Annotated in this window: 21 protein-coding genes and 1 tRNA gene; 15 read left to right on the forward strand and 7 right to left on the reverse strand. The window is 35.8% G+C overall.

What is annotated here, in order from left to right:
• Positions 1–134: 134 nt before the first annotated feature.
• Entirely contained in the window at positions 135–398 is a 264-nt protein-coding gene (locus LS684_RS06320; RefSeq protein WP_233810769.1) for a hypothetical protein, read from the forward strand.
• 11 nt (positions 399–409) lie between these two features.
• Here LS684_RS06320 and LS684_RS06325 read toward each other — a convergent pair whose 3' ends face one another.
• From LS684_RS06325 to LS684_RS06340, 4 genes are all read right to left on the reverse strand, one after another.
• Complete coding sequence (locus tag LS684_RS06325) at positions 410–1,084, reverse strand: DUF421 domain-containing protein (RefSeq protein ID WP_233810770.1); 675 nt, start codon at positions 1,082–1,084, stop codon at positions 410–412.
• Between the two features lie 165 nt (positions 1,085–1,249).
• Complete coding sequence (locus tag LS684_RS06330; RefSeq protein ID WP_233810771.1) at positions 1,250–1,672, reverse strand: GNAT family N-acetyltransferase; 423 nt, start codon at positions 1,670–1,672, stop codon at positions 1,250–1,252.
• Between the two features lie 4 nt (positions 1,673–1,676).
• Positions 1,677–2,192 carry a YjcG family protein gene (locus LS684_RS06335; protein ID WP_233810772.1) on the reverse strand — a complete coding sequence of 172 codons (516 nt, stop codon included), beginning with the start codon at positions 2,190–2,192 and terminating at the stop codon, positions 1,677–1,679.
• 204 nt (positions 2,193–2,396) lie between these two features.
• A complete protein-coding gene (locus LS684_RS06340; protein WP_233810773.1) occupies positions 2,397–3,119 on the reverse strand; it encodes an alpha/beta hydrolase in 723 nt (240 codons plus the stop codon).
• 195 nt (positions 3,120–3,314) lie between these two features.
• Here LS684_RS06340 and LS684_RS06345 point away from each other — a divergent pair, with 195 nt between their 5' ends.
• From LS684_RS06345 to LS684_RS06360, 4 genes are all read left to right on the forward strand, one after another.
• The gene (locus LS684_RS06345) at positions 3,315–3,845 is read left to right on the forward strand and encodes a phosphatidylglycerophosphatase A family protein (protein WP_233810774.1); all 531 of its coding nucleotides are present in this window, start codon (positions 3,315–3,317) and stop codon (positions 3,843–3,845) included.
• Between the two features lie 227 nt (positions 3,846–4,072).
• Entirely contained in the window at positions 4,073–5,071 is a 999-nt protein-coding gene (locus LS684_RS06350; RefSeq protein WP_233810775.1) for a TAXI family TRAP transporter solute-binding subunit, read from the forward strand.
• 162 nt (positions 5,072–5,233) lie between these two features.
• A complete protein-coding gene (locus tag LS684_RS06355; RefSeq protein ID WP_233810776.1) occupies positions 5,234–5,761 on the forward strand; it encodes a DUF1850 domain-containing protein in 528 nt (175 codons plus the stop codon).
• Positions 5,751–7,706 (forward strand): TRAP transporter permease, encoded by a 1,956-nt coding sequence (locus LS684_RS06360; protein WP_233810777.1) that lies wholly within the window; start codon positions 5,751–5,753, stop codon positions 7,704–7,706. Before LS684_RS06355 ends, LS684_RS06360 begins: the two co-directional genes overlap by 11 nt.
• A 53-nt stretch (positions 7,707–7,759) precedes the next feature.
• On the opposite strand, the gene LS684_RS06365 is transcribed toward LS684_RS06360, so the two are convergent.
• Complete coding sequence (locus tag LS684_RS06365) at positions 7,760–7,984, reverse strand: hypothetical protein (RefSeq protein ID WP_233810778.1); 225 nt, start codon at positions 7,982–7,984, stop codon at positions 7,760–7,762.
• Between the two features lie 184 nt (positions 7,985–8,168).
• Between LS684_RS06365 and LS684_RS06370 the strand changes: the two genes are divergently transcribed.
• The 3 genes from LS684_RS06370 (at position 8,169) to LS684_RS06380 (ending at position 9,856) form a co-directional block, all read left to right on the forward strand.
• On the forward strand, positions 8,169–8,996 hold the full coding sequence (locus LS684_RS06370) for an ATP-binding cassette domain-containing protein (protein ID WP_233810779.1): 828 nt from the start codon (positions 8,169–8,171) through the stop codon (positions 8,994–8,996).
• A 4-nt stretch (positions 8,997–9,000) separates the two neighbouring features.
• Positions 9,001–9,705, forward strand: coding sequence for a hypothetical protein (locus LS684_RS06375; protein ID WP_233810780.1), 705 nt, complete (start codon positions 9,001–9,003; stop codon positions 9,703–9,705).
• A 78-nt stretch (positions 9,706–9,783) separates the two neighbouring features.
• A tRNA-Val gene (locus LS684_RS06380) sits at positions 9,784–9,856 on the forward strand.
• A 123-nt stretch (positions 9,857–9,979) separates the two neighbouring features.
• Here LS684_RS06380 and LS684_RS06385 read toward each other — a convergent pair.
• Positions 9,980–11,098: a site-specific integrase gene (locus LS684_RS06385; protein WP_233810781.1), complete on the reverse strand. Its 1,119-nt coding sequence runs from the start codon at positions 11,096–11,098 to the stop codon at positions 9,980–9,982.
• An 858-nt stretch (positions 11,099–11,956) separates the two neighbouring features.
• Between LS684_RS06385 and LS684_RS06390 the strand changes: the two genes are divergently transcribed.
• Positions 11,957–14,554, forward strand: a complete 2,598-nt coding sequence (locus LS684_RS06390) for a hypothetical protein (protein ID WP_233810782.1) — start codon at positions 11,957–11,959, stop codon at positions 14,552–14,554.
• A 481-nt stretch (positions 14,555–15,035) separates the two neighbouring features.
• Here the strand turns inward: LS684_RS06390 and LS684_RS06395 are convergent, their stop codons facing one another.
• Positions 15,036–15,383 (reverse strand): helix-turn-helix domain-containing protein, encoded by a 348-nt coding sequence (locus tag LS684_RS06395; RefSeq protein WP_233810783.1) that lies wholly within the window; start codon positions 15,381–15,383, stop codon positions 15,036–15,038.
• A 150-nt stretch (positions 15,384–15,533) separates the two neighbouring features.
• On the opposite strand from LS684_RS06395, the gene LS684_RS06400 reads away from it, so the two are divergent.
• The 6 genes from LS684_RS06400 (at position 15,534) to LS684_RS06420 (ending at position 23,235) form a co-directional block, all read left to right on the forward strand.
• A complete protein-coding gene (locus LS684_RS06400; RefSeq protein ID WP_233810784.1) occupies positions 15,534–15,890 on the forward strand; it encodes a transposase in 357 nt (118 codons plus the stop codon).
• Positions 15,891–16,034: 144 nt separating this feature from the next.
• A protein-coding gene (locus tag LS684_RS06405; RefSeq protein ID WP_432418800.1) for an IS3 family transposase occupies positions 16,035–17,164 on the forward strand; the annotation gives its coding sequence in 2 pieces (ribosomal slippage) (positions 16,035–16,314 and positions 16,314–17,164; 1,131 coding nt in all).
• A gap of 488 nt (positions 17,165–17,652) precedes the next feature.
• The gene (locus LS684_RS24275; protein WP_432418817.1) at positions 17,653–17,745 is read left to right on the forward strand and encodes a hypothetical protein; all 93 of its coding nucleotides are present in this window, start codon (positions 17,653–17,655) and stop codon (positions 17,743–17,745) included.
• A 270-nt stretch (positions 17,746–18,015) separates the two neighbouring features.
• Complete coding sequence (locus LS684_RS06410; RefSeq protein ID WP_233810786.1) at positions 18,016–20,892, forward strand: RNA-directed DNA polymerase; 2,877 nt, start codon at positions 18,016–18,018, stop codon at positions 20,890–20,892.
• Positions 20,893–20,902: 10 nt separating this feature from the next.
• A complete protein-coding gene (locus LS684_RS06415; RefSeq protein WP_233810787.1) occupies positions 20,903–21,832 on the forward strand; it encodes a DUF1848 domain-containing protein in 930 nt (309 codons plus the stop codon).
• 1,040 nt (positions 21,833–22,872) lie between these two features.
• Entirely contained in the window at positions 22,873–23,235 is a 363-nt protein-coding gene (locus LS684_RS06420; protein ID WP_233810788.1) for a Na-translocating system protein MpsC family protein, read from the forward strand.
• Positions 23,236–23,250: the final 15 nt, after the last annotated feature.

The raw sequence follows: 23,250 nt of genomic DNA on the forward strand, positions 1-23,250 counted from the left end.
ATCAAATGACTCAGTGATTCTAAAGAGATTAAGAGAAAAGTTTAATTTTTCCTCAAAACGGGTAAAGGATTACAAATCTGAACATATAAATAGTTAACAGAATATTAAATATTTTGTTAAGGTGGTGCATCTAAATGGGATATATTGCTCCAATAATCCATTATCAGTATGATCAATATGCTAACAGAGAATTAAGTAATGACTATGACCCGTTTACATTCTTACCTATCCATTCCATAAAACAAATAAAAAATGGGCAAACTCCAGAACAAGAACAAAATAAATTTAAACAGAACCTTAAAATCAAGCAAACCAAAAAAGCAATTGATCAACAGTTTATTGAACAAGCTTTAGCGGAAGTAACAGGAAAAGGGCAGCTTTTTAATGAATGTGTATAAAAAGGAGAAGCTTAGTACGTTTGCACGTGCAAAGCTTCTCCTTCTTTGTATTCAGCGTATAGTATATCAGGGATAGATTGATATCCTAAGCGTCCCAATTCTTCCTTCAGTGACTTTTCATCAAAACTAGTTAACGGAAGGTGGTCGTACAAGATTTCTCCATCTATTACGACAGATACCGGAATATCAACAGGTTTTATTGGAAGAGAAAGATCCTGAGCAGTTGGGTTTGTATACTCTGGCTTCTTTAATACACTTACTGTTCCGTCGGTTTCTAAAATTGCATACTCGCATTCACTTAACGAAAAGACATCCTTCGATCTTAATAGATGTTGAAGTTGATTTACATCTAAATGGTTTTTCTTTAGTGCATTAAAATCAATCTTACCTTTCCTAATAACTATTGAAGGATCTCCTTCTAAGAATTTCCGAAGTTTTCTTGACTTCTGAGTAGTAAATTCAATGGCGTAAATTAAGGCTCCCCAAAGTGTTATTGAAAAGAGAATCTCCCCAATACCTGCTTCTTGATCAAACAGCGCATTTCCAACTAACTCACCTAGAACAAGTGCGGAAATAAAGTCAAATGCTGTAATTTGTGTAATCTGGGTTTTGCCAAGGATTTTGGTTACAAGCAATAAGGCAAAGAAACCAACAATGATTTCCGTTGTAATATGTACATATTCCATGTCAGCACACTCCTTACTAGATCATACTAGGGCCGGAGATTCTAGTATGAAGCCAAGAGGTTAAAACCCTATCATCCGTGAGTATAATGTTAGTTTGTACAGTTAAGAGCGAAATTATCGAGAAAAAAACTCTTGCGCATTTTGCAAGAGTTTTACGGGTGTTTATTATACTTTTTTCTTCATCGTTCGATGTGGGATGCCTGCATCAAGAAATTCTTCCGATACAACTTCATACCCTAATTTGTTATAAAAGGGGATGGCATGTGTCTGTGCATTTAGCTTTAGCTCATGGATATTCTGCTCCTTAGCAAAATCTTCAATCGCGGTCATTAGGGCCTTTCCAGACCCTCCTTTGCGATGGGAAGAAAGGACGCAAATTCGCTCTACTTTTCCGATGCCATCTAGTACTCGAAACCGACCAGCACCTACGGCTAATTCTCCATCATACAATACAAAATGAGCAGCAGAACTTTCGAATTCATCGATTTCTTCTTCAAGAGGCACTTGTTGTTCTTCGACAAAGACGCTTTTTCTAACAGAAAACGCATCTTGTAGTTGTTGTTCTTTTGTGACTTGGATGACTCTCACGATTTTATTTTTCCTTTCCTAAACGAAATGTTTCATATACAGTCCATGAACCATTATCCAGTTGATAAAGTAGATGGAAACGGTCGACTATTTCTTCATGATTTACTTTTGTCATTCTTAGAGATCCGTAAATGTCAGAATGTTCGTCGTTTGATAGCTTTTGACCAATTGTAATATGTGGTACAAAGGAATATTCTCCTTCAGACCCTCCAACTGTTGTTTGGATGTCCTCTTGGAGGGCATCTAATGTTTTAGTTGGTTCTACTTTTAAGTAAATGACATTATTGACAGGCTGAAACGAGCTAATTTTCAAGACATTTAATTGGAATGGCAAATGCTGCATGGCTACATTATGTAGCTTTTCGGCAATCTCTTTAATTTGTTCATCAGATGCTTCAAAGGAGCTTTTTAATGTGACATGAGGCGTAATTAATGCGTAATGGGGGTCATAACGTTTACGAAAAGAGTTTGCATAGTCTTGCATTTTTTTTGTGGGAAAAATAACAATTCCAAAATTCATTATATTACCTCCTATATGGGTTTTGTATTAAATGGTGGAGCATGAAATAAATGGTGCTCATATTATATCAGATATCCTAAGTGGTTAATATCATTATACCGATAAAGAGAACAAAAATCATGTGAGATATGTCGCTAAACATCAGATAATTGTAAATATTTAGAACAATCCCTCCCCTAGTCAAATAGAAGGGAGGGATTATGATTAAAACATTTGCTTTAAAGCTCTTTTTAAATCAGGTTGCCAATAGGTCCAAGTGTGATCACCGGCAAACTCCTCATAGAAATAAGGAAAATTCTTTTCTTTGAATACGGTAGATAATTCACGATTAGGTGTTAAGAAATCCTTCACTTCGTCGGCTGTCGTCTTTACTCCAGTTTCTTGTTGACCAATAACATGATATACAGAAAGTAGGTGAGGTTGATTGAAATCTTTAACTGCAGTTAATACATCATCGTTAACATATGGTGATTGTAGGATTACTCGCCCAAAGCTATTCGGATATTGTAGTGCTGTCATAAGGGAAACGGTAGCTGCTAATGAATCTCCAATAAGTGCTCGCCCCATTCCCATATGATAGGTAGGAAACTCTTGATCAAGATAAGGTACAAGCTCATGTGCTAGGAAGCGGATGTAAGCTTGATGCTGCTCACCTTTTGGGTGATATTTTCTTCTCCGATCCTCTACATTTTTATATGGTACCCCTATGATAATCGTATTTTCCATTTCTTGATTATCCAAAAGTTCATCAGCAATGCGGCCAATACGGCCTAGCTGGAAATAGTCCCTTCCATCTTGAGCAATTAAAAGAGAGTATTTATATAATGGGGAAAAGTTAGCAGGCAGATAGACTAAAATGGAAATTTCCTCACCTAGCTCTTTGCTCTGTATAGTAAGATCCTTAATGGTCCCTTTTGGTGTTGTCATGTTGAATTCCCTCCGATACCTATTGTTCGAAAAAATTTGCCATTCTAATGTAAGGCTTTTCAAAAAAGATTTTACCATATGTATGTGAGAAATGCTGAATAAAAGTTCTATATAGAAGATTAAAGAATTCCACATGTTATAATATGAGTGAATGATAACGAAAACATGCTAACTTTAGAGAGGAGTTTTAGTAAGATGAAGCGTGTTCATAGTCAAGAGGTAACAATGGCTGCTCGAAATCTATTATTTGAAAGAGGCGTATCGATTGAAGCGATTGCAGAAATCGTTTATGAAATGCAATATCCATATAATCAAGATCTCTCCATGCGTGACTGTATCGAAAGTGTAGAAAGCGTTCTGTTGAAAAGGGAAATTCAGCATGCGATCCTTGTAGGAGTTGAATTAGATAAGCTAGCAGAACAGAAAAAATTATCAGAGCCATTGCAAACGATTATCGAAACAGACGAAGGCTTATTTGGAATCGATGAAACCATTGCATTAGGTGCTGCATTAGGTTATGGCAGTATTGCAGTTACAACTTTTGGTCATTTAGACAAAAATAAGATCGGTATTATTAAAGAATTAGATACGAAGAATGTACCAGGTGTACATACATTTTTAGATGATATTGTAGCAAGTATCGCAGCTACTGCAGCATCAAGGCTAGCTCACCGAATTAGGGATTTAGAAGAGCTTGAAGAGAAACTCTCAGAAACGATTAGTTAAGATAGGAGGAAGCTTCCGATTATTACTGGGAAGCTTCTTTCTTAGTTTTAAGAGAATATGTATATGAAATGAATAAAGTTTGCATACTAAATGATAGAGTTTTTTTGGATTGTTTCAATTATTCAAAAAAGATGCTAGAGAATCTCACGTTTATTTGACAATTGAAATAGGTTTTATGGTAAAATAAAATTCGGAAAACTGTAATTTTATAAAAAGGGGGAAATTACATGAAAAAGAAAAGTTTTCTTCTCGCGACAGTTTTACTGTTAGCGCTTTCTATGGTTCTTGCTGCATGTGGTGGTGGAAACAACGAAGGTGATAATGCAAAAGGTGGCGACGAAGGCGGCGAAAAGCCAAAATTCATTAGTATCGTTACAGGTGGTACAGGTGGTACATATTATCCGCTTGGAGGAGCTTTTGCAGACATTGTTAAAGATGCAACAGGTATTGAAACAAATGCGGAAACATCTGGCGCTTCTGCTGAAAACATGAACACATTAAAGAATGGTGACGCAGAAATCGCATTTACACAAACAGATATCGCTTCTTATGCAAAAGATGGAAAGTTAATGTTTGATGGAAATAAAGTAGAGAATGTACAAGCAATCGGAACTTTATATCCTGAAACAATTCAAATCGTTACAACAAAAAAATCTGGAATTAAGTCAGTTGCTGACCTTAAAGGGAAAAAGGTCTCTGTTGGTGCTCCTGGATCTGGTACAAACCCAAATGCTGAGCAAATTCTAGAAATGTATGACTTAACGTTTGATGATATCGAAAAGCAAGACCTATCTTTCGATGAGTCAGTTGCTGGAATCCAAGATGGTACAATTGATGCTGCATTCGTAACTGCAGGGACACCGACTGGTGCGGTTGAAGGTTTATCTGCTACTGAAGATGTGGTAATTGTTCCGATCGATAAGGATAAGGCTGACGCTCTAATTGAAAAGTATCCATACTACATCCATGATGAAATTCCATCTGGAACTTATAAGCTTGCTGAAGCAGTTCCAACTGTAGCAGTCCAAGCGATGCTTGTAGTAAGCAGCGACCTTGATGAGGGAACTGTATATGATATTACAAAAGCAATTTTTGAAAATCTTGACAAAGTAACACATGCAAAAGGAAAGCTAATTAATGCTGAAAAAGCGATTAACGGGGTAGGAATCGAAGTACACCCAGGCGCGCAAAAATATTATGATGAAAAGGGAATTAAAGCAGAGTAAAACGAGCTTAATTTTTCATTCATAAAAATATGACCGGCTAGAAAACCTTTAATCGGGTTTTTATGCCGGTCAAATTCCTTTTTTAGAGACGTTATCATAAACTAAAAAGCTACTTTGTATAGCTCTAATCTGTTTGAATTAACAATAGTAAGGTGAGGATATATGAAAAAAAGAAAGATTCAAATGTTGCTCTTTCTAACACCCCTCATCGTCTTACTCATCGCTTTTGTGTTACTCATCCCATACCAAAAAGCACTAGTGCTTCAATATCAGAACACAGGAAAAGTGCTTGCCTACATTTCTTTATCTAATACCGAAAACTTCAAAATTAAATATACTCACTCCATCCATCTCTCAGATGTTGTGGAGAGTTATACGGTGACAGAGGACATGAGTATTCTGCAATATGAGCTCATGTACGAGGATTTTGCAATTGGGATGCCTTCTGATGCTGCTGAAGGGGAAGTATTTGAGCAAAAGGACGGAAAATATTATATTAAAAATATGGAACGAATTTTTCCTTCATTTGATATGCGCATTGGGAAAGTCCGAGCGAATCACCGTGTCATCTACAATGAAAAGGAATATCCCATTGGGGATGTGATTGATCCAGGTACATGGATCAGAATAAAAGTCGAAAAAATATCGATGTTACAGCAACTGAAAGGAGTGAACATCCTTGAGTCATAATCAAGAAAACTTATCACAAGAACAACAACAAGAGCTGCTAGAAAAATATGACCCAGAAGCAGGGACGAGAAAGCTTGGAGGCATATTTGGCTGGATTGCGTTTATTGGGCTTCTATCATTCTCTTTATTTCAGCTTTACACGGGTGTATTTGGAATGCTTACAGCTCAACTGCAAAGGTCGATTCACTTAGGCTTTGCATTAGCATTAATCTTTCTATTGTTTCCCGCACGCAAAAAAGACAGAGGTCGCACACATAAGGTTGCTTGGTATGATGCTATTTTAGCTCTTTTATCTATAGTCGTTGGTGCTTACTGGCCAGTCATGATTGATGATATTGTTAGCCGTGTCGGAGTCCTAACAGATATGGACTTTTATGTGGGGCTATTAGCTATTGTTTTAGTATTAGAAGCAACGCGAAGAGCAGTTGGATTGCCAATTACCATTATTGCAGGGCTTTTCCTTGTATATGCATTGTATGGTCCGTATATGCCAAGCTTCTTAGCTCATAGAGGGCTTGAACTAGACCGACTTGTTCAGACGATGTTCTTCACAACTGAAGGGATTTTAGGTACGCCTCTTGGAGTATCTTCTACCTTTATCTTCTTATTCCTATTATTTGGTTCTTTCCTTGTTAAAACAGGAGTTGGACAATATTTCAATGATTTAGCCGTTTCGATTGCAGGGAGACGAACTGGGGGACCTGCGAAGGTTGCGATCTTTTCAAGTGCATTGCAAGGAACGATTAGTGGAAGCTCAGTAGCTAATGTTGTAACGTCGGGTTCCTTTACTATTCCAATGATGAAAAAGCTTGGCTACAAAAAAGAGTTTGCTGGCGCTGTTGAGGCTGCTGCCTCAACAGGCGGGCAGCTTATGCCTCCAATTATGGGGGCAGCAGCTTTCCTAATGGTTGAATTTATCGGCGGGATTACGTATTGGGAAATTGCAAAAGCTGCAGCTATTCCAGCTTTATTATATTTCACTGGTATTTGGATCATGACACACTTTGAAGCGAAGCGTATTGGTTTGCGTGGGCTTTCTAAGGAAGAAATGCCAAATAGAAAAGAAGTTCTAAAGAAAATCTATTTACTATTACCAATCTTAGCGGTCATAATTTTACTTATGTCAGGAATGAGCGTCATTCGTGCAGCTCTTTGGTCCATTGTAGTGACGATTGCGGTGAGTGCGATCCGTAAAGAAACGCGCATCGGCTTTAAAGACGCAATTGATGCACTGGTCGATGGAGCAAGAACGGCTCTTGGAGTAGCTGCTGCAACTGCTGCTGCAGGGATTATTGTTGGGGTTGTTACAAAGACAGGCTTAGGTTTAAAACTAGCAAATGGATTGCTTGACCTTGCTGGTGGTGCATTAATTCCGACGCTAATGCTAACGATGGTTGCTGCGATTGTTCTTGGTATGGGTTCACCTACGACGGCGAACTATGTTATTACCTCGACTATCGCGGCTCCAGCGATTATTTTACTAGGTGTACCAGATTTGTCTGCTCACTTGTTCGTATTCTATTTCGGAATTATTGCTGACATTACACCGCCAGTAGCATTAGCTGCTTTTGCTGCGGCAGGTGTTTCAGGAGGAGAGCCAATCCGAACAGGAGTCAATTCAGCTAAACTCGCCATTGCGGCCTTTATCATTCCGTATATGTTCGTGCTTTCACCTGAGCTATTGATGATTGATACGACGTGGACATATCTGATTTGGATTGTATTTACAGCACTTGCTGGAATGACAGCAATTGGTGCTGGTGTTATTGGTTTCTGGTTCCGCAAGCTTTATTGGTATGAGCGGATTCTAGGAATTGTAGGTGGGTTATGTTTAATCTATCCTGAAGGTATGACGGACATCATTGGTCTTATTTCTTTCGGTGTTCTAATTGCACTTCAATTTATCTTTAAACGCGGAGATTCTGCTAAGGCACAAACTGCATAATACAAGAGGATGAAGCCATACTGGTTTCATCCTCTTTTAATTTGATTAAACGTCTAACCGATGTTTTTCGAAACTTTCTTATGATGCGGTGAAACAGATAAAATGTTCTCAATTAAAAATGTACGTTTCTGTTTACGCAAGTAACAATAGGCTTGAATGGACGTATCGTCTATTCTATAGATGATGATTGTACGATGAGTAATCTTTTGTTTAGAAGAAATATAGATGATTTCAAGTAATTGCCTTTCGGTAAACCCACGCTTAAGAAGCTGCATCATGATTTCCTCACCTACCCTTATTTATAGTGTATGCAAACAAATGTTCTTGTATACTAAAGAAAATTAGAATGTAACGAGGTTAAGAATTTTTTATGTTCTTTAACACAAAAACTCACTAAAGTGTTAAAAAAGACCAAAACATTAAATAAATGGTATAATATGATAAAAAAAGCTGAGGTTCTAAATGGAAGGTTACATTTTTACGGCAAACCATGTAGAAAAGATGATAGAAGGACTTCCTATCTTAAAGGATGTATCCCTAAAGATAAGTGTAGGCGAAGTTGTAGCGATTAAAGGGCATAATGGTTCTGGAAAAAGTAGTTTGCTCAAGCTTATTGGGGGCATTTACGAGCCTTCTAATGGAAAGGTTGTTCGAAATGCTAAAAAAATCGGTTATGTACCTGAACACTTCCCGGAAAAAATCCGATTTAAGCTACAGGAATATTTACTATTGATTGGTGAGATGAATGGTCGCAGGAAGGAAGAGTTGAGCAATGAAGTGAACCAATATGTCCATCAATTCAAGATACAATCGTTCTTACACATTCCTTTAAAAAGCTGTTCTAAAGGCACAAAACAAAAAGTAGGAATCATACAAGCGCTGCTAGCCAAGCCAGACCTATTGATATTAGATGAACCCCTAACAGGCTTGGATGAACAATCCCAACATGAACTTTTTGCCCAATTATCCTCTGTCAAAGGGAATTGTACAATCATCTTTACCACTCATGAAGACTTACTCATTACTGATTTGGCAGATCGAGTAATAGAGGTTGAAAATGGCGATATAATTGAAAATAATAAAATAGCGTCATCAAAAGAAATCCATAAGCAAATTACGGCGATTGTCCCATCTATCAAAAGTCTTGAAGGAATTCGTGACATCGCTAAGGTTCAATATGATCAAAGGGACAATGCGATTATTCTAGTGGAATCATCGAAAAGTGATCAAATTCTCCAAGAATTATTAATCAATGGATGTTCAATAGTGGAATTGAAGGAAATGAGGTAATGGTTTGACGGTTTTTATTCGCTACCAGATACTAAGCTATATCCGTTCTTTGACATTTATCCCTCCTGTAACCGTGCTGCTTGGATGGGTCTTTATTTTATATGCTTATAAAAACGTCTCTATCTTAAGTAGTTATGCCATTTCAAGTGTAGCAATATATTTGACGATGACATGGATTGCTATGGGGATTTTTCAAATCGATGGGGACAGTGAAAAGCATATTTTGTTTTTTACAATCGGGAAGAAGAGCTTGTTTGTTCTAGGGAAGTTCCTTACCTGTTTTCTAGTATGGATTCCTCTCTTTCTTTTTGCTGAATTCTTTCCCTTAGTCACGCACTCTTTTAATGGGGAAATGACTCTAATACATGCGGGACTATCATTGTATAGTCATTTTATACTGGGCATGCTTGGAGTCATTATTGGTGCATTATGCTCTGCGACAAAGCTCTCGACCAAACGATATGCTTGGCTCACAGCAGTATTGATACTCGTAATTTCAATGGCAACTCCATCCATTTTAGAAGGAGTTTCAGCACTTAGGTACGTTCTCTGGCTCTTCCCGCCAGTGACCCAGGTGATTACCTACTTAAACCAAGGAGATGGTATTCATCTAAGCAGCCTATTTTGGGTGGAAACGAGCCTAGTACTTATCTATGTAGCCATTGGATACATAGCCATAACTTGGTTGATATTAAAAAGAGAACATTGAAAAATGATTGACAAAACTACTTTCAAAGTATATAGTATTAATTGTCCTTATCATGAAAAGGACAATAAACATATACTCGATTCCGTAGCTCAGCTGGGAGAGCGCTACCTTGACAGGGTAGAGGTCGCTGGTTCGAACCCAGTCGGAATCATACCTCAAGAGAAGCTCCAATTCCTTGTTAGACAAGGGATTGGGGCTTTTTTTATGTTTGTATATTAACCACCTATAGTGCCCCTATTCATCGTTTGGTGCCATTTTGGTGCCCTAGCACTTTTTATTGGCTATTTGATAGTAAATTATTGATTTGTTTTGCCGCCTCATCCTGCATGTTTGGCAATACATGTGAGTAAATATCAAGCGTTGTTTTAATGTTACTGTGACCAAGACGTTCTGAAATCACTTTAGCATGTACTCCTTGTGATAATAAGAGTGTAGCATGAGTATGACGTAAATCATGAAAGCGAATGGCAGGAACATCCGCTTGTTTGATTAAGCGGGCATACGTGCGTCTAAGGTTAGCGGGAAGTATGGGTGTACCCTTTGATGTACAAATCACCGGGTCATGATCTACATACTCTTGACCTACTTGCAACCTCTCCCGAGCAATGACAGCCTTATGCTTTCGCAGTAACACAATTGTTTCGTCAGGAAGTTTAATGCTTCTAACACTTGAAGCTGTTTTAGCCCCCACCAAAAATTCCTTACCGTCATGACTTAACGTTTGGCATATACGTATAACACCTTTCTCCAAGTCTACATATTTCCATCGCAATCCTAAAATTTCACCTTGTCTCATTCCTGTTGTAATGGCCAAGTGGAAGGCAACATAAAGCCTGTCCTCTCTTGCTATATGAAGAAAAGCTTTACTCTCCTCAACATTCCACACAGTCATTTCTGTTTTTTCAATTTTAGGCAATTGAATATTGGTGGCGGGGTTCTTCGCAAGCAACTCTAGGGTCTTCGCATGCTCCAACGAGTTACGAATAATGTTATAAATCTTTTTAATGGTAGCACTCGCTAAACCGTCCTCTTTCAAACTATAAATATAGTTTTGTAGCACCATCACATTCAATTGAGACAATGGTATATGACCGAGTTTAGGGATAATACGATGGTTCATGTAATTTTCGTAGGATTTAGCTGTTTGGCTATTAATAGTGGCTTTTTTACCTCTGAACCACTCCAACAACAAGTAATCTTTGTATAGAGTATTAGTTGGTTCAATATACGTACCTCTAATAACCTCTGCTTCCACCTGGGCTAAAGCCTTCTCTGCCTCCCGCTTTGTTTTAAAACCACGCTGTTTTTTACGCTTTCGTTTTCCTGTAATCGGATCTTTTGGCAGTTCAGCAACAAAGTACCAACTTGAACCGTCTTTTTTTACTTGACCCATAGGTGACATCCTCCTTTTAGATGTCCTCTAAAGGTAACTGTATGACAAGCTTCTATATAGATAATGTAACAAACCGTCCATTTATTTACAACTGAAATCATTATTTGATAGATTCCCCCTCCATTTAATTTGCTTCGTATACCTTATACGTTGAGAGGGAAGGGGGAGTTAAGTTAGTGATAAAAAATATAGGAAGTTATCCAATTGATGAGATACATAGTTTTTATGTTTAATGAAGGATTGTTGTGAGCGGGGTGCTAAAGAGATGGAAGCAGCATTAAAACAAAGAAACGGTAGGAGAGTATCTTGGAATGACTATTTAGCAAAAAACTAAGAATAAAATTTTAAATTAACCCCCCCAGTGCCTAGGACATCGGCTTTGTATTACAGAATGGACGGGGGGCGCAAGTTACCGACAGTGAATTTTCTCGAAAAGGTGGTGCGGATTAACTTAACTGCGTTCTAGTTCAAACGTATAAGTAAAAGAGGAAGCAAAGAAGCGAATGTCTAAAAAATTTTAAATCCTCTTCTTAACTCTCTTTACAGGAAACGTATAAGGAAAGGGAGGAAGTAAAAAGCATATGTGTTAAAAAACTTTAAAGACTAGCTCTTAACTTCTTCTACCGCGAAGCGTATAAGTTCATTGAACGTTAAAAGTAAGGACCCTCTTTCAGAAGAGAAAAGACTAAAAAGTGCCTTAACTGTTCTTACAATAGTCGTATAGAAAACTGTACGACATAAAGGGAAAAGAAACTTTTTCAAAAAGGTTTCAGAAACAACTTAACTGTCTTTGCTAAGTTTCGTATAAAAAATTGCGGATTATCAAAATCCAAAAATACACAGAAAGCAGGTACTTATATGAATAATGTAGAGTTTATGAAATTTTGGTTTAGTGAATGTGAAGGATTGGTTGAATTTCGACTGATTGGAAAAGAAGGTGTAAGAGGCCAACACTTCGTTGAAGTAAGTGCTATTAATGATGAATTACTACAACCCTTTATCAATAGTGGTAAGGACAAAACTCTCAATGTCTATTTTGGTGTAGCAACTCGAACTGAGAAAGACAAAGGAAAGGAGCAGGACGTACTAGATGTTCCTGGATTATGGGTAGATATTGATCCGAAACATGCTTCAATGGAAGAAGCCATTCACAAGGTTTCTAACTTGCCCACCCCGCCGTCCGCCATTATTTCTAGTGGAAACGGAATCCATGCTTATTTTAAATTAAATAAGCCGTTTCGTATCTCAACTTCCGAAGATTTTCAGAAAATCAAGGGAATGAGTAGCGGCATACACAAGTTACTGAATGCTGACAACACTAGTGACTTAGCAAGATTACTGCGTGTACCAGGTAGCTTAAATGTAAAGAATCCAGAGAACAAACAGGCTTGCTCAGTTGTTGAGTTGACAGGTGCTGTTTATAGTATAGAAGAATTTAAATACTTGAATGAGGTGGAATTTGTCCCTAAAACTACTAAAGTTGAAAAAGTCGTAATTAGGGATTACATGCCGTTAGAGTTAGAAGAACTTCGAGTACATAAACATATTTTACGGCTCATTGAAGAGGGAGCAGAAAAAGGGAATCGTTCTGAGAAAGTATTTGGAGTTACATGGTCTATGCTGGAGAATGGCCATACTCCAGAAGAAATTGCCTATGTGCTTACAAATCCTGATTGGGCAATTAGTGAAAAAGTATTAGAGAGACCTATCCAACATCAACTTCCTTATATTGAAAATGCTATTAATAATGCATTACAACGTATTGAGGAAGGAAGAAAATTTATTGCTGTTACTGAAAATATGCTTTCAAGTGAAATTGTTGAAAAACAAGGGTGCTATTATCATGGTGAAAAGAGATTGTCCAATTTCATTTTTACGCCATCTGAAAGAGTTTTGTTGGGGACGAATGAGATTTTAAAAGGAATCATTGAAGTAAATGACGGTACCCAAATTACTGTCCTGCTAGATCATACTTCCCTTATTTCTAAAAAGGATCTTCTCACATCTATTAATAGTAGTCGTGTGAGTTGGTTGGGGGGAGATAAGGAAATTCAGTATCTTCGTGAACACCTACTTACTAAAAAAGTTGTAGATAGAAAGGGAGTAACCAAAATTGGGCTACATAAAGGGAATTTTGTCACTTCACATGAGGTTATTAATCATACTGGAATGGTTCAGGACTCCTCTTTAGTGTATGTATCTAAATTTCCAGGTAGTGTGAATAATCTGGAGAAATCTGTAACTCTTCGTTTCAAGGATAGTTGGAGAGAGGGAGCAAAGAAAGTTGTAGCTTTATTGCCAACTATCAATGAAGCTACAGCAATCTACCCAATTATTGGTTGGCATATGGTTTCTTCCATTGCTCCTTTGGTGCGCGAACAAACAGATAACGGGTTTCCGCAGTTGATGATATGGGGAACGAAAGGATCAGGTAAGACAAGTACCGCTCAATTATTTGGAAAACTATTCGGTAATGGTGAAGTTCGTTCTTGTTGCCGCCCACCATTTTCTATCATGAAAGAAATGGATATCCTAAACGCTGTGCCACTTTATTTAGATGAATATCGTCCCCAACAAATGAATAGAGACTATATGAATCAGGTTAAGCATATGGCATTAGCTGCTTATAAAGGTTTAACTGATGCGCGGGGACAACAAAATCAATCTGTTGTGGAATATCAATATACAGCACCGGTAGTGTGGATGGGGGAGACGCCATTTACAGAACCAAATCTATTAGAAAGGATAGCTATGGCAAAACTTTCACCTAATACATTTATAAAACATCCAGACTATAAAGCTAACTTTAGGCAGTTAAATCGGTTAGATGTAACATCTTTTTTAGGAGGTTATGTAAAATGGATTCTTTCCAAGGTACATTTTCAGGAGTTCAATCTTCATCAAACTGTAATGGATATGAAAGAACAGGTTGAGGATAGCTATAATGTACCAGAGAGAGTCTCTTTTAACATTGCTACTATCCTTACAGGATTATGCATCTTCCAAGAGTTGGCGGGGGATTTAGGTGTTGAGGCAGAACCAATTCCTTTTGAAGATATTATAAGTAACCAAATCCACCATCTAGTTGGTGAAGAGGCCAGAAGTTCCTTAGATCGTTATATGGAGCATACTGCAACATTAATTGACCGCGGCGAATATTTGACTCCTGGTACAGACTATTTGTATGATTCTCAAACGGGGCAACTCATTTTGGCAACATCTGACTGGAAGGCAGCTGTTCAAAAGTTTTGGAAAGATCACGGCTATTTTGAAGAGTCGATGGGAGATGCCCAACTTAGGAACTTTCTGAAGGAAAATGAACAAGTTGGTGGCTATGTAGTAGCTGCTCAAAACGTTAGAAGGACTTTTGGTAAGAAACAAAAGCGCTGTACAATCATTAATGTTTTTCGATTAGAACATCAGTTAGGTATCCCAGCGGATACATGGATTTATTAAATTAGAGCTACAGCTTATTGCTGTAGCTTTTTACTACTTATACATTTATGAAAGTGCAGACAAAAAAGGTTCAAGTGTGTCAAGTAAATAATATAGATAACATCTATGTACTTCTCTATTTAGACACATATGACAATAATAAAATATAAGATATAAATAGTAATGTAGAATAACAGATTGATTTACATGTATCTATTGTTTAAATCATTGCCTTTATGTCTAATTATTAGAAAATACATATAGTATCTAGTTAAATTAGATGACAGTAAGCTATTAATAGTGTCACTATACAGTAATGGTAGCCTTGAATTTGTAGTAATTAACTGATTTTAGCGTATTGAAACTCCATTTTGATTAGTTCACTGCATCATGTTGAAACATGTGTGTGGGGGGGAATATCTAATTTTATGACAACATATGAATAGAAAGGATCTAACAATTTAACCTTTCATATAATGAAACAAAAGTAGCAGCGTAACGATTATTTAGAATTATCTTTCCAGGAAAGCAAGGATTCAATCATATCTGCTATGTACTTTTGGTCATCTATACTCTTTCCATGGAGCTTCTCCACTATTCTCATAATAATCATGGATTGTTCCGATAGTTTATCGGATGGAAGGTACTTAAAGAGATCTTCAAGTGTAATATCGAGGGCGGAAGCAACTTTATATAAGCTCTCAATAGTCGCATTTTTTTCCCCACGTTCTAATTGACCAATATATGTTGTATGTAGTGCTGCTCTATGGGCTAATTCCTCTTGGCTTAGTCCTTTATCTTTTCGATATGTTCTTAACCTTTGTCCGATTAATTTGGTAATATCATTCACTATTATCACCTCTAAGGTAACAATAAGTTTTAAATACGCACTCACCAATAGACTATAAGTATTGTATTTTATTTTTTATATACTATTGATATTATAATAAGGAGAATATATACTTTATTTACAAATAATGTTATTAAGGGGTGGGGGTATTTGGGTAGAAAATATGATCATGAATTTAAAGAGAAAGTAGCTATTGAAGCAATCAAGGTAAATAACATTAGTGCAACGGCTAAGAAGCATGGAGTAAATTCAAACAGCTTGAGGAAATGGGTGAAAAGTCAGAAGCAGGGTAGGCAAGCTGATTTAAATTACTCCTCATTGCGGGAAAACGAGATGAAGAAGAATATACCTATGGAAACTAGTATAGTAAACAAAGATACTCAAGAACTGCTTAGTCAAGTTAATCAATTAAAATTGATAGTAGCGGAGAAAGAAATAACAATAAGGAAGTTAAAAGAAGAATTATTCAATATCCAGCGGAATATGCTTGTACATTATAGGAAGTAGTGGGTGGAAAATCTCTGCTATCTATGAAGAACAAAGGACTAATTCATGCTCCCATGAGTTGGTCTTTGGATAGGCTACACTTAGTTGGACATATAAAATAAGGGGAGGTAAACTTAGACTAATGAATAAAAGGAGCGTGCTAAGATGACACGTCAACGTCGAACTTTTACACCCGAATTTAAACTCCAATTAGTGAAGCTATATGAAAATGGCAAATCCCGTGCGGATATTGCCAGAGAATATGATATTACTCCGTCTGCGTTAGATCGCTGGATTAAGAATCATCAAGAAACAGGTTCCTTCGCTGCGAAGGATAATCGTTCAGAGGAAGAGTCTGAGTTAATGCGTCTTCGCAAAGAAAATCAGCGTTTACTTATGGAGAACGATATTTTAAAGCAAGCCGCGCTGATCATGGGACGAAAATAGATGTGATTCGTAATAACGCTCACAAATATTCGGTATCAGCAATGTGCGACGTCCTCAATATCCCTAAAAGTACGTATTACTATCATGCAAATTTAACAGGCAAACGTGCACAAAAAGCTGAAGATAAAGAGCTTTCCAAGGAAATTTCCCGCATCTTTAAAGAAAGTCGCCATAACTATGGAACGCGTAAAATCAAGAAAGAATTGGCTAAGTTGCCAGATCCAAAGTGTATATCTCGCCGGAGGATTGGCCGGTTAATGAACGAAATGGGTCTTGTCTCAAACTATACAGTGGCGCAGTATAAACCTCACAAGTCAACCTCTAATGAGGCTCAAGTGAAGAACGAATTAAAGCGTCAGTTTAAACAAGAGGAGCCATTAGCCGTTATCGTCAGTGACTTAACATACGTCCGTGTCGGAAAAAGGTGGCATTATGTATGCTTATTTGTCGACCTTTTTAATCGTGAAATCATTGGCCATAGTGCTGGTACAAGTAAGACCGCAGACCTTGTATATCAGGCAATCGCTAGCATTCAAGCGAATTTAAACGATGTTAAAATGTTTCATACGGACCGCGGAAAAGAGTTTGATAATAAACTAGTTTCAGAGGCACTCAAAACATTTGGGATTCAAAGATCGTTGAGCATGAAGGGCTGCCCTTATGACAATGCGGTTGCCGAAGCGATGTTTAAAGTATTCAAAATAGAATTCGCTAATGGAGCGCATTTTTCTTCCCTTGAACAGCTCGCTCTTGAACTTAATGACTATGTTCACTGGTTCAACAACATTCGAATTCACGGAACACTTGGGTATGTAACACCTGTGGAATTTAGAAAGCAAGCCCTTTAATTTTTTGTCCAGTTTAGTGTTGACAATCCACTTTTTTTATTTAGCAGGTATGAGTATGTATAAATTAAAAGGACCTACGTATTTTGTGCAATAAACATAATTAAAGGTTTGGGAATATTCAATAGAGATTTATAAGGTAATTTGTACTGTTGCAACACTTATTTGCTTCTTTATAAATAAAGGAAGATGTTTCATGACCTTGGATTTGTCTTAGCTTCGCTCGCTTTTATCAAATTAAAGGTTGGTGCGTGTTGCGTTTGCTATTATATTCTTCAAGTAAGTTGCACCAATATGCAACACTCCTCCCCCCTGGTGCGTTTCTCTAAAGAAATTTGTGTCATTAAATAATAGAGGGCAACTAAGTAAATACCTCTTCTTGTTGTAAGGGTTAGATAATATGGCGGTGGTAAAACCGTAAAAGAGTATTAATTTTATGACTGGGATAAAAAGAAAGTTCTAGAGCGCAGGTGAGACTATACATTAAAAAAGTGCTTCGAAGGTGGGACTATCCACCAAATAAGGAACCAAAAGCAGTAGAAAATGTTTTAGAGCAAGATAAATTACAAGTTGCAAATATGTAAATGAAGAGAACAACTTTTGAGGCTAGTTTTGGTAAAAAAGCTTTATCCAATTTGACTACATAGAAGTTAGGCAAACCGCTCACTTTTGTATGATGAGTAGTTCTAAAAGATTAATGCACAAATAATCAATTACTTCGGACAACTTCACGAACAAGTGAAGTTGTTTTTTAAATTCCACATATGCTTTCCGTATTATTGTAAGGGGTATGATAAAATTACCTTTAATGGTAAAATTTACATATGATAATTTAACTTGAAGGAGAATTAGTATTGGACTGGTTAAAGACATTAAGTGATACTCATACTATAGACCCGATAACTGAACAAGTATATAACGAGCTAATAAACCATTTCGATAGCGATCAAAGATGCAAAGGATATAAAGGATCAAAGCAAAGGAATCCCCGACCAGCAAATAATGAAAACTTAGTAGAAATTGCGGAAGAAATATATGGTTATTTCTCGGCTCATTACTTTAAGGCAAGACATACATTTATTGAACAAGAAAAGGTGCATAATAAAGATAACCTTCTTAAAAATCCAATAACAATAATCGACATTGGATGTGGGATAGGAACAGCTACTTATGCATTAATAGATTTAATTAGATATAAAAATAGTTTAGATAATACACCTAATAGTATTGAAATTAAAGTGATATTCGTAGAATTAAGTAAAAAGAAATGTGAACTCCTTAAATTATGTATAGAAAACTACATATCTAAATGCACTGATATAAAAATCCAATATGAAATAATTAATGATGCTTTTCCTAATTGTACTGAAAATATAAAACCTCTTATAAATAAGGATAAAAATATTCTTGTAATTATGAGTAACTTAGTAAGTTGGTTAAAGAGTGAACCTTACGAAATGGGTAAAGGTATACACAAAATTAATATGGAGAATCCTGATATTTACGATATTAAAGTAATAAATATTGAAGGGCATGCGCTGGAAAAGAAAATAAAAGCGCAATATGAATTTTTGTCTAATAAAGGTATCTATAAAATTTATGGACCTGATGATGTTAAAGACAAGCTAAAATACAATAATACTAAAAAAAGTTACTGGTATGAAATAGCAAAAAATAAAATAACATATAGAAATAAATTGGGGTACTTACACGGAAGTGTGAACTCAATACCTCTTATAAAAGCGGTGTGTAGTAGTTCGGTGTTAGAGCTTGCATTTTTAAAGGCAAGATATGCACACCGGTCCCAAGGAGTCATTGATGAGATTGATATAAAGTATGTTGAAAGTAACTTAACTAACATTATTAGATTAATACAAAAAGAGTTGGAAAAAAATAATGGATATAGTTACAGCGACGATTTTCTGGAGTATAAAATTCCAAAAAACGAAAAAGAATTTAGACCTTATGTGATAGAAGACTTAAAAAATGACATTGTAAGTGCTTCTTTAATTATGACCATGGGTGACAGTATGGATGATGAACAAGATTTATTAAAGAGAGAAGAATATTCATTTGGTAATAGGTTAACTAGTCAGTTAAGAAGCCCTTATATTTTTCAAGCATTTGCACAGAAATACTTTAATGAATATATAGCAAAGGCAAGAGGGTTTTCAGAGGAAGCCTCCCAGAATTACTGTATTCAGGCAGATATAAAGTCTTTTTATACTATGATAGATAAGCAGAGATTAAAAGAAATTATTGAAAATACTCTACCTAGTACTGTACTGTGGGTTAATAATACAATTTATTCATATATCGATAGGATATTCGATGGATGTAACTTAGGGAAAGGCATTCCGCAAGGTGTATTCATGTCAAACTTACTAGCTAATTTATACCTTACTAAATTAGATGAAAAAATTAGTCAGTTTGAAAAGTCGAAATATGTAAGATATGTTGATGATTTTTTTATATTTAGTAATACTAAAAAAGAAGCCGAAGAGATAGATAAAATGATAAGGGGATTATTAGAGAAAAACCTTTTATTAAAATTGAATGAAGATAAGAGTGGAATCATAGAATCTGAAAAGCTACAATGGCCCGGCAGTAGAGAGATTTTTGAAGATTTAAAAGATAAAGCAGATCAAATATTAAGAACAGTATATAAGCTTGATGCAACCAATTATAAAAACTACGAAAGGAACCCACAAGAATTCATTGAGTCTTTTCATAAGTGTTTAGATTCAGTAGGGATATATATACCTGGAAATTGGTTGCAAATAAAAATTACCAAGGAAGCAAGTTTTATTGAGAAAATGTTAAAAACATTTAAAAAGCCAAGCGAGTTTTTTAAATGGACCAAGAGAAAAAAAATATACAAGCAGGAGATAAAATGGGATAAAGTCCCATTAATATTAAATGAAAAAGCATTAAATAAGTGGAAGAAAACTTTTTATAAAAATAATAAGGTCTTTGTACAGGAGGTAGAGGAATTTTCAGATATACTAGCTGAAAAGTTTTTAACTAACTTTCAGAAAGTACTTTTTAGTAATGAACAGATTACCGATTCTGAGAAGAAAGAAGCTCTGCGAATTGCAAAATTTTGTTTTAATCATCTAGGCAGGTTTAAATCGGATAAAATAATAAGTGAGTTTGAGAACATAATTAAAAACCCCTGGCTATTAAATTTTAAGCCTTTAAGGGCATATCCGAAATTAGGAACAAAATTGCTGGATTTAGTGACTAATAAAAGAACCGATAATTATTTATTGTTAAATAGTATTTGGTTATTAGGGGAAATGAAGGATAAAGCTGCTATTCATGAAATTACTAACCGCTATATACAGACATTAGATACAAAAAATAAAGAGGAAATATTATTAAATACAATTTGTGCAGAAGCGATATTGAAAGTAGATGACTGGTTACAGTTTCCTTCGGATGATATTCATAAGAAAGTTAATAGTTGGTTAGCTAAAAAGATTAAGCCCAATTATAAAATTATAAGGAATGTTTTTTTAATTCTAAGTACAGTAAATGTAGAAAATTTTGATAAGACTCTTGGATTGGCCTTAAATATATGGAAGGATGACGAAAAGATAACTACATTTCTAAACTGGCTAGATGAAATAGATAATCCAAATATTATAGATAATTTTGATTATGTGACAGAGGAGGTAAAGGAAGCGTATCCTCTGACAGAACCAGAACCAAATAATTATCAATCTTAAGGGTGATTAAATGAATATTATATCTGCTAGTAGAAAAACAGATATACCAACCTTTTATATGAACTGGTTTATGGAGCGTATAAGGGAAGAAAAGGCCTATGTACATAACCCATATCAGAAAGAGGCTGTGGAAGTTTCATTAAAACTAGAGGATGTAGCTGCTATAGTTTTTTGGTCTAAAAATTATAAACCTGCATTAAAAAGGCTAATTGAATTAAAAGATATGGGATATAGAATGTATTTTCACTACACGATTACAGGACAAAGAAAAAGTAGCGAGAAGTATGTTAGTCCGTTACAAACTAATATTGAAACATTTAAATGGATTTCAGAACATTTCTCAAGAGAACAAATAAATTGGCGGTTTGATCCTATATTCTTTACTACGAAAATGCAAGAAAATTATTACTTAGAGATATTTCAATATATGTGTGAGGAACTAAAGGGATTTACAAATAGTTGTTATACCAGCTTTGTAACTTTTTACTCTAAAGTACAGAGAAATATAAAAAGAGAATTAGAGGGCGATGTTCCTATAGAAATATCAGTTGAGAGACAAAAGCAGTTATTAATGAAAATGGAAATTATAGCTCGAAAATGTGATATTCAATTATATAGTTGTTGTCAAGATCACTTGGCAGAAATACAAGGAATTGAGAAGGGAAGTTGCATAAATGTACCGTATCTTAGCAAGTTGTTCGATATAGATTTTGATTCGAGGAAAGCTGCTACTAGGGAGGAATGTGGATGTTATAAAAGTTTTGATATAGGTTTCTATAATACATGTCCACATGGATGCGTATACTGTTATGCCAATTTAAGCCAAAGTCATGCATTGAAAAATTATAAAAATCATGATAAGAATAGTAATTTTATTTTGAATTCAGAAGGGATTAAAATAAAAGAAAAAGAAAGCGAACAACTTAGTTTGTTTGATTAGATTTGTACTATACGACTGTATAAGGATGTATGTCTTTTTTAATTTAATTATGAGTATATAAGGCCTCATGCTGATCTTTTATGAAAAATATACCATATAAGGAGAAAATAGATACAATAGGAATATCACAGTTAAAAGGAGGTATTTAAATGTCAAAGGATTGTCAGTGTTCATGCTGTGGGAAAATGGTAGAGTACCTAGTGGATAATGGGATTTGTCAAAAATGTTTTGAGGAGCAAGAGTAAGTAGGTTCTCATTGGTTTGTATGTCTCTAGCCTATCTATAATCTGGATAGGCTTTTCACTATGGTAAAAATTAAAATAATTTTTACCATAGTGAAGGCTATTTTTTGAAGAGAGTTCTATATCAATTTAAAGCATAGTTGTCCATATAGTTTAGAAAGCTTGTCACATCAACCTTCAGAGGATTTTTACTGGTGCTGTATTTGGTGCCTAAAATGGTGCCCATGGATGTATCAGTTACAACCTAGCATATTTAAAAATGAGAGAAATACTGATATATTAACGATTTGTGAATGAAAAAGGTCTTACCTAATCAATTTCAAATACGAAAAAGCAGCCGTTTTGCTTTGACAGGGTAGAGGTCGCTGGTTCGAACCCAGTCGGAATCATACTTGTACAAGAAGCGTGTCGTCAATCGTTATCAATTGATGACACGCTTTTTGCTTCGTGGGGGTAAATTCTAGTTATTCTTTCTTTATCTGTTTGATATTCGTTGTTTCAGCATACAGACAACAACCTTGGTTTGGGAAGCAACCATTCGATAACTGTAGCTTGAGCTAACATGATTGACAACACATCGGTTTTTAGGTATTATTTTAGTAATTTCATAAGTGATCGAGAGATTTTATTTCATCTGTATACGAAAAGTGCTTTAGCGTGCGGTTAAATGAGAATTTGGCTAAACGAAAAGGCGATGCTGAATGTGTATAGATAAAAATAAGGTAAATCGGTTTATTTCTTAACTAATGAGTTAGCTTAAGGAATAGACCGATTTTTTGTTTGAGGAGGTTTAAATTTATGAAAAAAACAAAAGGCTCTCTAGAATCAGAGATTAGTAAGGCAATTACTCAGTGGGAGAAGGATTATCTTGGGCGGGGGTCAGTTTCAGTTAAGGCAGATATACTCCGAGATATGGTTATTGTAAGCTTACAAGGGATCTTAACTCCGGCGGAATATCGTGTTTGTGAAACAAAAGACGGGATGTTAACGATTAAGAAAACCCGCTCTGAATTAGTCGAGTCAGGTATCGAAAATCTGAAGGAAATTATATTTTCTATTACTGGAGTAGAAGTGAAAAGCTTTCATACAGACATAAGTTCACGGACAGGTGAACGTGTGATGGTGTATAAATTACACGAAGACCTTGAAAAAACTCTATAAGTTAGGGAGATCTTT

The sequence above is a fragment of the Cytobacillus spongiae genome (assembly GCF_021390075.1).

Coding starts and splice junctions, on each gene's coding strand:
- LS684_RS06385 (WP_233810781.1), bottom strand. CDS start 11,098: ATGGGTCAAGTAAAAAAAGACGGTTCAAGTTGGTACTTTGTTGCTGAA.
- LS684_RS06335 (WP_233810772.1), bottom strand. CDS start 2,192: ATGAATTTTGGAATTGTTATTTTTCCCACAAAAAAAATGCAAGACTAT.
- LS684_RS06345 (WP_233810774.1), top strand. CDS start 3,315: ATGAAGCGTGTTCATAGTCAAGAGGTAACAATGGCTGCTCGAAATCTA.
- LS684_RS06415 (WP_233810787.1), top strand. CDS start 20,903: ATGAATATTATATCTGCTAGTAGAAAAACAGATATACCAACCTTTTAT.
- LS684_RS06350 (WP_233810775.1), top strand. CDS start 4,073: ATGAAAAAGAAAAGTTTTCTTCTCGCGACAGTTTTACTGTTAGCGCTT.
- LS684_RS06325 (WP_233810770.1), bottom strand. CDS start 1,084: ATGGAATATGTACATATTACAACGGAAATCATTGTTGGTTTCTTTGCC.
- LS684_RS06370 (WP_233810779.1), top strand. CDS start 8,169: ATGGAAGGTTACATTTTTACGGCAAACCATGTAGAAAAGATGATAGAA.
- LS684_RS06390 (WP_233810782.1), top strand. CDS start 11,957: ATGAATAATGTAGAGTTTATGAAATTTTGGTTTAGTGAATGTGAAGGA.
- LS684_RS06420 (WP_233810788.1), top strand. CDS start 22,873: ATGAAAAAAACAAAAGGCTCTCTAGAATCAGAGATTAGTAAGGCAATT.
- LS684_RS06340 (WP_233810773.1), bottom strand. CDS start 3,119: ATGACAACACCAAAAGGGACCATTAAGGATCTTACTATACAGAGCAAA.
- LS684_RS06320 (WP_233810769.1), top strand. CDS start 135: ATGGGATATATTGCTCCAATAATCCATTATCAGTATGATCAATATGCT.
- LS684_RS06365 (WP_233810778.1), bottom strand. CDS start 7,984: ATGATGCAGCTTCTTAAGCGTGGGTTTACCGAAAGGCAATTACTTGAA.
- LS684_RS06355 (WP_233810776.1), top strand. CDS start 5,234: ATGAAAAAAAGAAAGATTCAAATGTTGCTCTTTCTAACACCCCTCATC.